Origin of the sequence: Coleofasciculus sp. FACHB-712 (assembly GCF_014695635.1) — a bacterium.
In the GTDB taxonomy this organism is placed as follows: Bacteria; Cyanobacteriota; Cyanobacteriia; order Cyanobacteriales; family FACHB-T130; genus FACHB-T130.
In genome coordinates this window covers 1-12,951 of sequence record NZ_JACJOQ010000059.1, presented here as the reverse complement: position 1 = coordinate 12,951, position 12,951 = coordinate 1, and the positions used below count along the sequence as shown (strand labels likewise).

General features: G+C 47.2%; 14 protein-coding genes and 3 pseudogenes. 10 read left to right on the top strand and 7 right to left on the bottom strand.

Features of this window, described 5'->3' with window-relative positions; translation table 11 throughout:
• Positions 1 to 271: pseudogene (locus tag H6F50_RS01385) on the bottom strand (glycoside hydrolase family 10 protein); the annotation flags it as partial.
• Positions 272 to 625: 354 nt separating this feature from the next.
• On the opposite strand from H6F50_RS01385, the pseudogene H6F50_RS01380 reads away from it, so the two are divergent.
• From H6F50_RS01380 to H6F50_RS01370, 3 genes and pseudogenes are all read left to right on the top strand, one after another.
• A pseudogene (locus tag H6F50_RS01380) lies at positions 626 to 1,050 on the top strand (RNA ligase family protein); the annotation flags it as partial.
• Positions 1,041 to 1,997, top strand: a complete 957-nt coding sequence (locus H6F50_RS01375) for an AAA family ATPase (protein WP_347277124.1) — start codon at positions 1,041 to 1,043, stop codon at positions 1,995 to 1,997. The pseudogene H6F50_RS01380 and the gene H6F50_RS01375, both read left to right, overlap by 10 nt.
• A gap of 451 nt (positions 1,998 to 2,448) precedes the next feature.
• Positions 2,449 to 2,988 (top strand): inorganic diphosphatase, encoded by a 540-nt coding sequence (locus H6F50_RS01370; RefSeq protein ID WP_190425478.1) that lies wholly within the window; start codon positions 2,449 to 2,451, stop codon positions 2,986 to 2,988.
• 35 nt (positions 2,989 to 3,023) lie between these two features.
• Here the strand turns inward: H6F50_RS01370 and H6F50_RS01365 are convergent, their stop codons facing one another.
• Positions 3,024 to 3,386: a SnoaL-like domain-containing protein gene (locus H6F50_RS01365; RefSeq protein WP_190425475.1), complete on the bottom strand. Its 363-nt coding sequence runs from the start codon at positions 3,384 to 3,386 to the stop codon at positions 3,024 to 3,026.
• A 139-nt stretch (positions 3,387 to 3,525) separates the two neighbouring features.
• On the opposite strand from H6F50_RS01365, the gene H6F50_RS01360 reads away from it, so the two are divergent.
• A complete protein-coding gene (locus H6F50_RS01360) occupies positions 3,526 to 4,431 on the top strand; it encodes a LysR family transcriptional regulator (RefSeq protein ID WP_190425472.1) in 906 nt (301 codons plus the stop codon).
• A gap of 101 nt (positions 4,432 to 4,532) precedes the next feature.
• Entirely contained in the window at positions 4,533 to 5,189 is a 657-nt protein-coding gene (locus tag H6F50_RS01355; protein WP_190425470.1) for a hypothetical protein, read from the top strand.
• Here the strand turns inward: H6F50_RS01355 and H6F50_RS01350 are convergent.
• Positions 5,178 to 6,377, bottom strand: a complete 1,200-nt coding sequence (locus H6F50_RS01350) for an FAD-dependent monooxygenase (protein WP_190425467.1) — start codon at positions 6,375 to 6,377, stop codon at positions 5,178 to 5,180. The genes H6F50_RS01355 and H6F50_RS01350 overlap by 12 nt on opposite strands.
• Positions 6,378 to 6,597: 220 nt before the next feature.
• Here H6F50_RS01350 and H6F50_RS01345 point away from each other — a divergent pair, with 220 nt between their 5' ends.
• Together H6F50_RS01345 and H6F50_RS01340 are read left to right on the top strand one after the other, a co-directional pair.
• Positions 6,598 to 7,494: a pirin family protein gene (locus H6F50_RS01345; protein ID WP_190425464.1), complete on the top strand. Its 897-nt coding sequence runs from the start codon at positions 6,598 to 6,600 to the stop codon at positions 7,492 to 7,494.
• 119 nt (positions 7,495 to 7,613) lie between these two features.
• Positions 7,614 to 8,978 (top strand): aminotransferase class V-fold PLP-dependent enzyme, encoded by a 1,365-nt coding sequence (locus tag H6F50_RS01340; protein WP_190425461.1) that lies wholly within the window; start codon positions 7,614 to 7,616, stop codon positions 8,976 to 8,978.
• A gap of 40 nt (positions 8,979 to 9,018) precedes the next feature.
• On the opposite strand, the gene H6F50_RS01335 is transcribed toward H6F50_RS01340, so the two are convergent.
• Together H6F50_RS01335 and H6F50_RS01330 are read right to left on the bottom strand one after the other, a co-directional pair.
• Positions 9,019 to 9,378 (bottom strand): DUF5615 family PIN-like protein, encoded by a 360-nt coding sequence (locus H6F50_RS01335; RefSeq protein WP_199291925.1) that lies wholly within the window; start codon positions 9,376 to 9,378, stop codon positions 9,019 to 9,021.
• Complete coding sequence (locus H6F50_RS01330; protein ID WP_190425458.1) at positions 9,356 to 9,739, bottom strand: hypothetical protein; 384 nt, start codon at positions 9,737 to 9,739, stop codon at positions 9,356 to 9,358. Before H6F50_RS01330 ends, H6F50_RS01335 begins: the two co-directional genes overlap by 23 nt.
• A gap of 299 nt (positions 9,740 to 10,038) precedes the next feature.
• On the opposite strand from H6F50_RS01330, the gene H6F50_RS01325 reads away from it, so the two are divergent.
• From H6F50_RS01325 to H6F50_RS01315, 3 genes are all read left to right on the top strand, one after another.
• A complete protein-coding gene (locus H6F50_RS01325) occupies positions 10,039 to 10,398 on the top strand; it encodes a hypothetical protein (protein WP_190425455.1) in 360 nt (119 codons plus the stop codon).
• A gap of 55 nt (positions 10,399 to 10,453) precedes the next feature.
• The gene (locus tag H6F50_RS01320; RefSeq protein ID WP_190425452.1) at positions 10,454 to 11,578 is read left to right on the top strand and encodes a GUN4 domain-containing protein; all 1,125 of its coding nucleotides are present in this window, start codon (positions 10,454 to 10,456) and stop codon (positions 11,576 to 11,578) included.
• 205 nt (positions 11,579 to 11,783) lie between these two features.
• Positions 11,784 to 11,969, top strand: a complete 186-nt coding sequence (locus H6F50_RS01315; RefSeq protein WP_190425484.1) for a DUF2283 domain-containing protein — start codon at positions 11,784 to 11,786, stop codon at positions 11,967 to 11,969.
• Positions 11,970 to 12,079: 110 nt separating this feature from the next.
• Here H6F50_RS01315 and H6F50_RS01310 read toward each other — a convergent pair whose 3' ends face one another.
• Entirely contained in the window at positions 12,080 to 12,700 is a 621-nt protein-coding gene (locus tag H6F50_RS01310) for a DNA-3-methyladenine glycosylase (protein WP_190425449.1), read from the bottom strand.
• Between the two features lie 23 nt (positions 12,701 to 12,723).
• A pseudogene (locus H6F50_RS01305) lies at positions 12,724 to 12,951 on the bottom strand (potassium transporter TrkA); the annotation flags it as partial.

Below are 12,951 nucleotides of genomic sequence, written 5' to 3'. Positions count from 1 at the left end.
GTTGACTGACAGCATTTTGCAGCTTGGGGCGATCTCTGAGGATTTTATTGTCATTGTTGGTCATCCAAACGCCGCGAATTTCCTGAAAACGTTTCTGAGGAGTCGCTTCTGGGTTTGGGATTTGCTCGATTGCTTCTGGTGGCATTGGGCTTTGCGCGATCGCAGAGATGGGGTTGCCAGCCAGCAATACTGTGATGAATGATGCCAGAAACAGTAACAAGAGATACTTGAGCGATCGCCACCAACATCTAGGAATGAAATGTAATTTCATAAGTTTGAATGATAAGTTAGCTACCCGATCGCTTAGCCTAGTGATGAAATGAACGATTAATAGTTTACAGGTATTTATATCTACTGAAAAATTGATTGTTAACAGGAATCATTCAATCAGTAATCTTGAATTGTTGTATTAGCAAAGCTGAAGCGTCAGGATATCCTAAGTAGAATTACGGACTACGCTCTATCAAACATTATTATTAGCGATCGCCTTCATCTAAATCCTTTCCCAGAGGCAGTTGGATCTATCATTTTTATTCCAACTCGCTCCGTCAGTGCAATCGCGCCTGCTATTCACCTCACCCTTGTCTCACACGCTCCCCCTAGAAAGGCGAGTGAGGGATATTTAATGTACAAATACCCTCGCACTCCTCATATTGAAGGTTCCCGGCTCCAACGAGGGGATGAAGATTTGGATAGCGTACCTTTCAGCGCGATCGCGTCTCAATATGTAGCAGTCGAAGAAAAAGTCGATGGAGCCAATGCTGCCATAAGTTTTAGTTCTGATGGGCAAATTCTGTTGCGAAGCCGGGGACATTATTTAACTGGAGGAGAGCGAGAAAAGCACTTTAACTTGTTCAAACAATGGGCGTACAGGCATGCAGGAACGTTCTGGGAGGTGCTGGGCGATCGCTACATACTCTATGGCGAATGGCTCTATGCCAAACACACCGTCTTTTACGACTCCTTACCCCATTATTTCTTGGAATTTGATGTGCTAGACGTTGACAGCAGCAGTTTCTCAGTACTCAACGTCGCAAGGAATTATTAGCTTACCAGCTTGGCGGGAGTTACCACCCATCGAGCGATCGCTTCTGTTTGCGGCTGCCCTACTCCATGATGTAGCAAAACCTGCTGCAACTGAAATTGAAGCGGATGGCAGCATCACGTCCAAGGGTCACGTCCGCCAAGGGGCAAAGATGGCGCGGCAAATCCTCTGGTCGCTCAACGTGCCATTTCATCAACGGGAGGCGATTGTCTCGCTGGTGCAGCATGGCAGTCTTCCCCTCTGGTTTTGGGACAAACCCAACCCGCAACGCGCTGTCATTAAAGCCAGTCAAGTCATTCGCTGCGACCTGCTGGCACTGCTGGCAGAAGCTGATGTTCGGGGTCGCGAGTGTAACGACCGGCTAGAACTGCTGGAGCGCGTTCAGTTCTTTTGGGAATTTTGTCAGGAGAATAATTGCTTATTTTATCCCCGACCCTTCCCCTCAGATCATAGTCGATTTGTCTATTTCCAAAAAGACAATCGCGATCCAAACTATGCGGCTTTTGATGACACTCGATTCGACGTTGTCCTGATGACAGGATTACCGGGTGCTGGCAAAGACTCTTGGATTCGGGAGAACCTTCCAGATTGGACAGTAATCTCCCTGGATGAACTGCGACAAGCGATGAGCATCTCTCCTAAAGATGACCAAGGTGCTGTAGGCGAGCGAGCCAGGGCGATCGCTAAAGAATGCATGAGAGCCGAAAAATCGTTTGTTTGGAATGCGACAAATCTCTCTCGGCAACTGCGTTCGTCGTTAATTAATCTATTTTCGGCTTACCAGGCACGGATTCGCATTGTCTACCTAGAAGTGTCTTGGGAAGAATTGCTGCGGCGCAATCATTCTCGTGCTGCAAATGTACCGGAAGCGGTGATTGGGCGAATGCGCGATCGCTTAGAAGTTCCTGACCTTACTGAAGCCCATCAAGTAGATTGGGTTGTGGATAGTTGAGTGCATAGTAGCGCGATCGCTGTAGTCTACCGACAATACACCAGTCCATCTAGAATCTTCCGACGAAGCCCCTACTCTTCCAGAGCTATCCCAGGCATTAGCTAACTAGTCCCTCTAGAATCTGCCGAACTCGTCCTAGAACTCATCAGGTGAGCGCTCGCCATATGGGGGTTACAAGCTTTCCCAGTCAAGCAGTAAGCTACTTGCTTAAAAAGACCACAGAACGTTTCCGAGGTAAAAGGTTTGCCATTTTCCTGAAAAAACACCACTACTTTTATCAAAGTCGAACTCTATGTCCTACGCTCGATAAAACTAGATGATCGATCGGGATAGGATGAGTGCAATCTGCGCTAGCCTTCGGCTTCTCCAACGGAGTACGCAGCAGCGCTAGGCTTACGCCTCGCTTCGCTAACGCTATCGCTAGCAAGAAATAGATACGTGCTAGTAAACTATGGCAACCGACCCTCTCCACCTGCCTCCGTTTGACTCAGATGATGCCGAAACGCTCAACGTCATCATTGACACGCCCAAGGGCAGCCGTAACAAATTTGAGTGGGACAAGAAGCACGGGTTGTACAAGTTGGGCGGCGTACTGGCAGCAGGCGCATTTTTCCCATACGACTTCGGTTTTGTGCCCTCAACTCTAGCTGACGACGGCGACGCTATCGACGTGCTGGTATTGATGGAGGAGCCTGCCTTCGTCGGCTGCCTTGTTCCGTCACGGCTCATCGGCGGCTTTTGTGCTTTTCAAACCGAGTCAGGTAAAACCGAGCGCAATGACCGCTTGCTTGCCGTTGCTGCAAACTCCCGCAACCAGCGTGACGTGCGGACGCTCGACGACCTGAATCAGAACCTCATCCACGAGATTGAGCACTTCTTCGTGTCGTATAACACGGCTAAGGGTAAAACGTTCGAGCCACAAGGCCGCTTCGGATCGGAGCAAGCCCGCCGACTGGTTATTGAGGCGGCGGAGCGTTTTCGCGAGCGTTAGCAAGTTGTCGGGTTAATAGACATTGTTGAGGCAGTTTAGGCGGCGTAATAGAAACGCTCGTGGATCACTTTGCCATCTTTCCATCTCTGTACAGAGACTTGATCGTGCGTGACTTTACCCCATTCAGAATGGGTGTAGTCTACAAACCATTCAGAAATAATCACGTCTTCACCATAAGCAACCGCTTTCAGTTCCGCTGCACCCCATTCGGTCACTTTAGAAAAGAACTCCAGTTCTCTAGCGCGATTGGCAGCTTTCCCCACAGTGGCAGGCGTTTCATTTTCCTGCATCACCACATCCTCGCCATAGTATTTCTCAAAAGCTTCCATCGCTTTCCCTTGTAAAACCAGGGTTTTGATGTCTTCAAAATTGGCTTTCAGGTCTGTTGCTGTAATCATGATTTTTGTCCTCTTCGTTAGCTCAAGTTGTGAGGTAAGAAACTTGATTTGGCTCATAACATTAATCATGTTTCATTCCTTCTGGTTTGAGAAGACCGCAAAATGGAATATAACTTATTCTTAAAGAGAATCAATCTCCATGTCAGATCTGATCGCCTGCATCAAGAGTTTTGTGCGAACAGTAGAAACAGGCAGCTTCTCCGCTGTTGCCAGAGAGATGGGTACCACTCAACCCACGATTAGCAAACAGATTGCTGCACTGGAAGACTATCTGGACGTGCAATTACTGGTGCGATCGACGCGCCAAGTGAGTTTGACAGAGGAGGGAATGCGCTTTTATGAGCGTTGCCAATTTGTTCTCGAAGCACTATCTGAAGCCGAGTCTAGTGTGGGAAAGCGGCAGAACCCGTCTGGACTATTACGGCTCAATTGCTCGGTTGCGTTTGGGCAGATGCAGGTACTCCCCCGCTTGAAACGATTTCTCTCTAGCTATGGGGATATCAAGATTGACCTAACGATGTCTGACCATTTTGTCGATTTAGTCGGAGAGGGCATCGATCTAGCGATCAGAATTGGCAAGTTTGTCGATCCCAACGTAATCTCACAGCCGCTCGGCACATTCCGATTTGTTGCAGTCGCGTCGGTGGACTATTTGGAGAAGTTTGGAGAGCCACAAAAACCAGCCGACCTTTTGCACCACAACTGTATTGTTTATACCAGGCAGTCTACAGGTAATGAATGGCATTTTCGAGGAACGACGGTAACGGTAAGTGGAAATCTGCAAGTCAATAACTCGATGGCGCTTCGTGAAGCCGTCTTGGCAAACATTGGCATTGGCACATCCCCTCACTGGTCGTTTAGTGATGAACTCCAAAATCAATCGGTCAAAGTCATCCTGAAAGAATACGAACCTGAGTCAATACCGATTCAGGTCGTTTACCGTCGAGGACGCTTTCAGTCGGCGAAGGTTAAATGCTTTATTGACTTTCTCATAGATGAGTTTAAGCCTGGTCTGAGTTGGCAACCTACCTCACCTTTGGAATAGTCTCCCGCAGATATAACCTTGCTATCCAAGGGCAGAAGTCGAATAATGCAGTCTCTGTTAAGGTAGCCCAAACAGGCTGTCTCTTTACCTGCATTGCAAACATGACGACAGGAGTTTATCCCCTAGCCACTTACTATCCGCTAAACATTGGCTCAAAGTGGCACTATACGGCACCGCCACGTTGGAGAGGGGATTATATTGCTCGCATTGAAGCCGGACCTTCCTTACCCATCGGAGACACTGTTCGACATTTTGATGCGACGAATGCAGCTAAAGTTCTGTGCTACCTACCTTTGAAAGGGTTGTACTATCTGCGGGAAGAGTTTTCAGATGGTCAATCCTATATAGAGTTCGATCGCCCCATCCTCTGGTTTCCCGATCCGCTCAAAATTGGTACACAAGTAAATATCACAACAAGTTTTACTCGGTACTTTCAGGATGGCTCAACGAGTCCTGGAAAATTCACAGTGTGGCAAACGATCGCTGATATTGAAGACCTACAGGTGACAGCAGGGTCTTTTGAGCAATGCTTGCGTGTTGACGGCTCAACTCACTGGATGTTTGATGATGGTCGTCAAGCTCGTAGCGAGACAATTTATCATTATGCTCCGCATATTGGCGTTGTCAAAGCGATCGCCCGCTTTATCCTGTATGACTCCGAGGGATTAGAAACGGTAAATCGACTGGTGGAAACCGATCTGAAATCAGCGCTGGTGCAGGGCAAGCCAATCTCAGGCGGCGGTAGTTCACACAGTTAACTGTATCTGCGTTACCCCTTGACGCAACTGGCGCTGCCTAGAGAGCCAAGAGTGCCTCACGCCCTTGCCCAGCAGGGGGGCTAGCTGACTCGCCGCCCATCGCAGCAGTGCGTTTTTACGCAGTAGTTCAGCCTGAGCCGCTTCCTGACTTTGAAGCTGCTGCGCTCGAATAATTTCCGGTTCCCGCTCGGCTTGAATCTGTGGCAAGACGGCATCAATTGCCGTATCTGTTGCTCCTTCACGCAACAGGGGAACTAGATGATTGGCTGCAACAATCACATCCCGCAAAGCCATATTGATGCCTTGGGCGCGAATTGGTGACATCGGGTGAACAGCATCGCCCAGCAACAGTAATCCTGGTGCATACCAACGCGCACAACGCCCGACGACGACGGATAACAGAACCGGCCGTTCAATACTTTCTGCATGAGTCCGGATATGCTCGGCTAACCACGGGGGCGATGCTTCTGCCAAAACGACAGGCCAATCGGCTTGCTTCCAGTCTATTGGGGCATCGTCATGGAGTGCCCAGCCTATCTGAAGATTCCCGGACGTAGAGCGAAACAATCCAAATGCATTGCGCTCGCGAACAATCGAATAAAATACATTCTCGGATTCAAAGCGCGAGCTATCGGCCAATTTAAACCAAAGAATATCAAAGATTCCGGACTGTTGCTCTAGAGGCAAGTTGGCTCGCTGCCGAACAACGGAATTACGACCATCCGCCCCAATAACGAGATTGGCACAAATAGAGCGATCGTCACCCAGCTTCACGCCCGAAACCCGGCGATCGCTCCACAGCAAATCCTGCACGGGAGTCCCCTGGACAAACTCAAAGTTGGGATAAGTTTTTGCCTCGTCGATCACGGCTTCCAGGAAAGCTGGCTGTGAGACGAGGGTGCAGGGCTTACCACCCGGTTCGATTGGCTCATCAACTCGAAACAGAAATCGGTTCTCAATCAGGACTTCCCAGGCATCCAAAGGTCGATGGGGAATGCTCTCTAGTACAGACGACAATCCCATCTGCTCTAGAGCATCTAGCCCACTGGGCATCAATCCCTCACCGCGAAAAACTCTGCGGAAGTTACGGGAGGATTCAATCAGTTTGACAGCGATGCCACGTTTGACGAGAAGCAGTGCAAGCGTTGCACCAGCAGGTCCAGCCCCAACAATTACAACCTGAGTCATCACTTTAAAACTGCTTTGAATGACTTCAGAATACCAAAGTTATCTGTGCCATCTAACTCCTAGTAATAACGTGGCATAACCCACTTGAGGTAAGTTGTTCCAGGCTGTAGAGAAGATGCAATCAACAATCTGTATCCCAAATCAGAAGGAAGAAGCTGATATAGCTCTAAGATTAAAAAATTAATCAGGCTTTGGTCAGAATCACGGGGTAATCTTTGCTATGTCCAACAGCATTGGTGATGTTCTTGAACCCGAAGTTAAAGATTTGGGTGGATTTGAGGCTCGGCGCATCTTGCCTCACGCAACTCGGCAGATGGTTGGACCATTCATCTTTTTCGACCATCTCGGCCCAGCTACCTTTGCACCGGGTCAAGGAATGGATGTGCGACCGCATCCGCATATCGATTTAGCAACACTGACTTACTTGTTTGAAGGGGTGCTGCTCCATAGCGATAGTCTCAAGGTTGTTCAAGAAATTCATCCCGGAGCCGTTAATTGGATGACGGCGGGTCGTGGCATTGTCCATTCGGAGCGATCGCCCAACGCGGGGAGGAGTCGCGAAACACGGCTTCATGGCATCCAGACGTGGATCGCACTTCCTTCGGAGCATGAAGAGACCGAACCTTGGTTTCGTCACTACTCAGCTACTGACATCCCCGCTTGGCAAGATGGGGGTGTCGAAATCACACTGATTGCAGGGCAGGCGTATGGTCGCACATCTCCCGTTCAAACGTTCTCACCGATGATTTACCTCGATGTACAACTGCCCACTGGAACTGAGTTCACGCTGCCTCCGGACTATAGTGAACAAGCCGTCTACAGCGTTACAAACGGTCTCAGCATAGATGGCGAACCGCTGGAGCCACAACGAATGATCGTACTCAATCCCGATCAGACCGTGAGCATTAGTGCGAAAGCCGACGCTCGTTGCATTGTGGTAGGTGGTGAACCTGTCGGTGAGCGGCACAAGTGGTGGAATTTTGTCTCTAGCCGCCTTGATCGCATTGAGCAAGCGAAAGCGGACTGGAAGAACGGACGGTTTGAGCGGGTTCCACACGAAACCGAGTTTATCCCGCTGCCTGAAGAACCCCTCTCGCTGCCTGAACAACCCATGTAAAAGGAGCAGCTTATTCCTATTTAGGCGCGACGGCAGCTTGTTGCATCCAAAAATCATTCCAGTAGCGCTATGCTCGCTTATGCGGGATTGTTTAGCCCCGTGCAGGGAAGGAAGAGGATATGCGAGAACTCTTGCAAACAACGGCTGAATACGCTATTCGTTATCTTGAAGGCTTAGACGCTCGGAACGTTGCGCCAACACAGGAAGCGATCGCTAACCTCATCCAATTCGATGAACCCCTGCCCAATCAGCCTGTCGATCCTGAACTCGTCTTGCAACTGCTCGATGAAGTTGGCTCACCCGCATCAATGGCACAAGCAGGCTCCCGCTTCTTCGGATTTGTCACGGGTGGTTCCCTGCCTGCCGCCTTAGCCGCCAACTGGCTAGCCGCCGCGTGGGATCAAAATTGTGGACTCTATCGCATCACTCCAGCTACAGCCTTACTAGAACAGATAGCTCTGCGCTGGCTCCTCGACGTACTGCATCTCCCCGCCGACTGCGGTGGTGCCTTCGTTACGGGAGCAACTGTTGCTAACTTTACCGCATTAGCCGCCGCCCGCCACGCTGTACTCGAACGGGAAGGTTGGAATGTAGAAGCAGACGGGTTGTTTGGTGCGCCACCGATTACGGTTGCAGTTAGCGCGGAAGCGCACCCAAGCTTGTTGAAAGCGTTGGGATTGCTGGGATTAGGTCGAAGCCGAGTCGTGAAAGTGCCTGTTGATGGACAGGGGCGGATGCGTCCGGACGCCATTCCCACCCTTGCTCGTCCTGCAATTATCTGTACCCAAGTCGGAAATGTGAACACAGGCGCGTGCGATCCAGTTAGAGAGATTTGCGATCGCGCCAAGGAAGTGGGAGCCTGGGTGCATGTAGACGGTGCATTCGGACTCTGGGCAGCAGTAGCACCATCTTTGGCACACCTCACCACTGGTATGGAAGAGGCAGATTCTTGGGCAACCGATGCTCACAAGTGGTTGAACGTGCCATATGATAGCGGGTTGGCGTTTGTTCGCGATGCCTCTGCGTTGCAAGCGGCAATGGCGATTACTGCCGAGTATTTACCCACCGTCAGTGAGCAGCGCAACCCGTCAGACTATACTCCTGAATTATCGAGGCGTGCGCGTGGCGTTGAAGTGTGGGCAGCATTGCGATCGCTCGGTCGTTCTGGTTTGGCAGACTTAATTGAGCGTACCTGTCGCTATGCTAGACACTTTGCCAAGGAGTTGAAAGCTGCTGGTTACCCGATTCTCAACGATGTGGTGTTGAATCAAGTCTTAGTATCGTTTGGAGATGCAGAAACAACTCATCGGGTGATTGCTGATATTCAAGCCGACGGGACTTGTTGGTGTGGCAGTACGGTTTGGCAAGGGCAGACGGCGATGCGAATTAGTGTTTCGTCTTGGGCAACGACGGATGCTGATGTGGAAAAAAGTTTGGCAGCTATGCTGCGAGTGGCTGGGCAATATTGTTCTCGTGAATTTTAGGATGAGCGATCGCTTGACGATTGCAGATTGCGATCGCTCTTTAGTAGTGCCATTGGTTCAGAATGACAAACTGATTCTCAATGGTGTAGTTTGCTGCTTCGAGATTGGCTATTGCTTGCACGATCGCTTGGTAACTCATATTTTTAGCTAGGTCAGGGTTTTGAAATACTGCCAAGATACCTGGATGTACGGGATTAGCCTGATGAAGTTCCTGAAAATCAGCACAGTTACGGGTTAATAGCACTCGTTCCTGCTGTCTTGCATAGTCCAATACAAAAGAGTCTGACCGACTCATCAAATCTGCTTCATTCACAGTAAGTACATCATGACCTGCTGCCTGAAGCAAATTGACGAGGTATTTTGCTTGGGAGTCTTCATCAAGGAGCAGTCGTAGGCTCAAGTGAGACTCCTTTTTCTTCTAGGCGATAGCGTTCCTCGTCTGCCTCTAGCTTCAACAGTTCCCGATGACTTGAGCAATAACGAATAACTTCGTAGATTGCTTTTAGAGGTAAATCCCAGTTTTCTGCTGCTTGTTCTGGAGACATCTCGTTTGCCATCATGTCTTGCCAGACGGTTGAGGCAAGGAGTTTGCGTCCTTTGATGTAGAGTTGCCGTCGCCAAGGATGGGGACGTGTTACTAGATATTGCCAGTCTTCATCCTGGGCTGTATCTTGCAAGGATTGGATGATAGTACTGATGAGTATGAGGCGATCGCTCACGGACAACTGGCGAACCTGCTTTTGGAGTTCTTGCAAGGACATGGGGGTACTCCAACCTAATGCTGGTGTTTGAATTCTAGTATGAGCGATCGCTTCATCGCCACAGCTGAAACGCTTTCTACCATTACCAGTAGCTTATTCTACTAGCACAGTGGATAACTAAAATGTTAGATTTGTTACGTCAAACTAATCTACTGCGATAGGCAATCACACTGCTGCTTGTCTTCACAAGACTTCAATTATGTATCATTTGTGTAGGCTTAGGAAAGCAAAGCATTATTTATCATTCTGCTAGATTGTGATGAGTCTGCTCAACGTACTACTAAATACATGGAGATTTTATGAGTGGCGATCGCATTTTTAATATGAGTGGTGGCACCTACAACCAATCAATACAAGGTAACTCTATTAACATTCAAGGCAACTCTTATATAAATATAAGCCAAGAGATAGCTCAATATGCAGCTCAGATTCAGGAGCGTTTGAATCAGCTTCAAACTCAAGGATATAGTTCACAAGCGGCTCAACAGGAAGTTGCTAAAGATCTAGCCACTCAAGCAAAAAACGAACCTAGCACTAGGACTAAATTAACTAAACTAGGGCATTACTTAGGTAATGCTGCTGCTAATGGATTAATAGGTGAAGCTGTTGTAGAGGTAGTTAAAGTGGTACTAGCATCAGCAGGATTTCCTCTGCCTTAAAAAACACACTAGAGGCTTAAATTAGGCAAAAGTAGCAGGAATTCAATCATCAACAATGAGCAACATTATAAAGCAATGGCTTTACTACATTATTGGAATTTTGTTAGTTGCTTTGGGGGCGATGATTGCCGGAATTCTGCTCGTTTGGAGTTTTCCCATTCCTGGTCTAATAGTAGGTGGTATCTTAGTTGGAATTGGTTCTTACTTATGTTTTTTGAGTGATAAGCTAAGGAAAAGAAGGATAAGGATACATTTTCCTAAAGATAGGCTCGATGCTAAAAATCGAAATGTAAGTATGGATGGCGGTACTTACAATGAGCAAATTCAAGGTGATTCCATTAATATACAGGGAAATCAAATATATTTAGGTTCAGATTTATCGGAATTTACTAATCAAATTAAAGAGATATTACATCAACTACAAAATCAAGGATGCGATGCAGTAGCTGCCCAAGAACAAGTTATTGATGAATTGAAAATCCAAATTCCTAAAAATTCTAGAATTAGAACAAAGCTACTTAAGTGGAAAAAACAACTAGGAATTTCTACTAGCAATCGTCCTAATGATAGAGATTTGGCTGAAAGAGTAGTCAATTTTGCCACTGAAAAATCTTCTAATTTTTTCGGTAACTCGGATTTTAGGGTTGAAGGCAAGTATAAAAGGTTGCATGATTTACTCGAAGCAGAAAAATGGGAAGAAGCTGATGAAGAAACAGTAAAGGTTATTTGTCGCTTAATGCCAGATCGCAGTTATAGATACATCGATGTATATCAGATTCCTCCTAAAGATATTAGAAGAATAAATCAACTTTGGGTCAAATTTAGTAATGGACGGTTTGGTCTTAGTGTTCAGCAAAATATTTGGAGAAGAATATTAAAGGATTACAATGCCAACGAAAATAGATTTTGGATTGATGATTCTGTCTACAAAGTGTTTATTGATCGTGTCGGCTGGCCTAGAGAAAATAACCGTATATATCATAGTGATATAGAATACTCTCTGAAAGCACCACGGGGTCATTTACCTGCAATTTTAATGTTTGAAGATTATTGGTATTCTGGTTATTCTTCCAATTATTGTGATTTTAATGAATTTATTTTTAATAAACTTATGGAGCGTGAATATTATAGGATTCCATTTATTCCATCATGGCTAGAAAATTGGTTATTTATTGAATAAATTTAACAATACTCATCTTTATGTTGATGGGCATCGCACGCTCTGGATGTAGAGAATAAACAGTGAGAGTGATCGCAGCATCCATCCTTCCATTATGAAAAAAATTAGATACAGCAGTTTGCAAGTAAGTGAAGTACAGGTGTAGATGCAAAGTGCTTTTCTTCTGGGGATAGCTTGTACTCTATCTACCTGCAAACTGCTGTATATGTATAGCAAAGATGTCGATGCACTTCTAATTGAGCTATCGGATGACGCGATCTCTTATGCAGAAGATGAAGGACGAGTAATTCTTCACTACTCCAATAATGAAAAGTTAGTGCTGATTGAGATTTTAGATTTCAAGCAGTTTATCGCTGAAGATATTATTGCTGAACTTATTTCAACATCTTGATATTGGCTAATTGCGCTCGCGCAAGCGTTGCTGCTAAGCAGATCGCACGCTCTGGATGTAGAAAATGAATGGTAAGAGTAATCGCATCTAGCCCCCTTTTCCAGCAGTCCTCAAACTGGCTTTAGCTCCAAACTGCGCCACAAGTACCACGAGGCAATGCTGCAATAGGGCTTCCACTTTTGTCCTAAGCTTTCTGTTGTCTTGCAGTCAGGAAGTGCCTCAAGATTGTAGAGTTTCCGAATGCCTGCACGTACACCCAAGTCATCCACGGGCAGAACATCCCATCGTTTGAGACGGAAAATCAGGAGCATCTGAACAGTCCAGCGTCCGATGCCTTTGACCCGCGTCAGAGTCTTGATAATCGCCTCATCATCCATGACTTCTAACTCTTCAAGCGTGGGCAATCCCTCGATCGCATGACGTGCCAAGTCTTTGATGTAAGAGATTTTAGGGCGCGAAATCCCCACGCCGCGAAGGACTTCATCTGGCGTGTCGAGGACATCTTGCGCTGAAGGAAACAGAGTGTCCGGGTAAAGCAGGAGAAACCTTTCGTGGATGACTTTAGCCACCTTGGTAGAAAGTTGTTGGTGGAGAATTGACCGGGATAGGCAAAAGAACAAGTCTCCCTCCAGTTCGTACTGGTTCAGTTGACACGCACCAATTTGGTCAATGAGTCGTCCCAGGATAGGGTCGGAATCCTTAAGAAAGTCAATCGCGATCGCGTACATCAATACAAAAAAATTGAAACTGAAATTTAGTTTTCCGCTAATAGAACGATCGTATCTTGCGGGGCAAACGTAATCAGTTGATCTTTTTTGGGATTGATCGTCACCCCATAAGCTCTACCTGAATTATTAGCATCCGCTTTGCAACGATAGCCAATTGCCGATTCACCACGTTGCTTGGCGGCTTCAACAACTGTGTAAAAATTAACGGGATGATCGAGCGCAACATACTCACCGACAGGCTTAAGATAAATTTC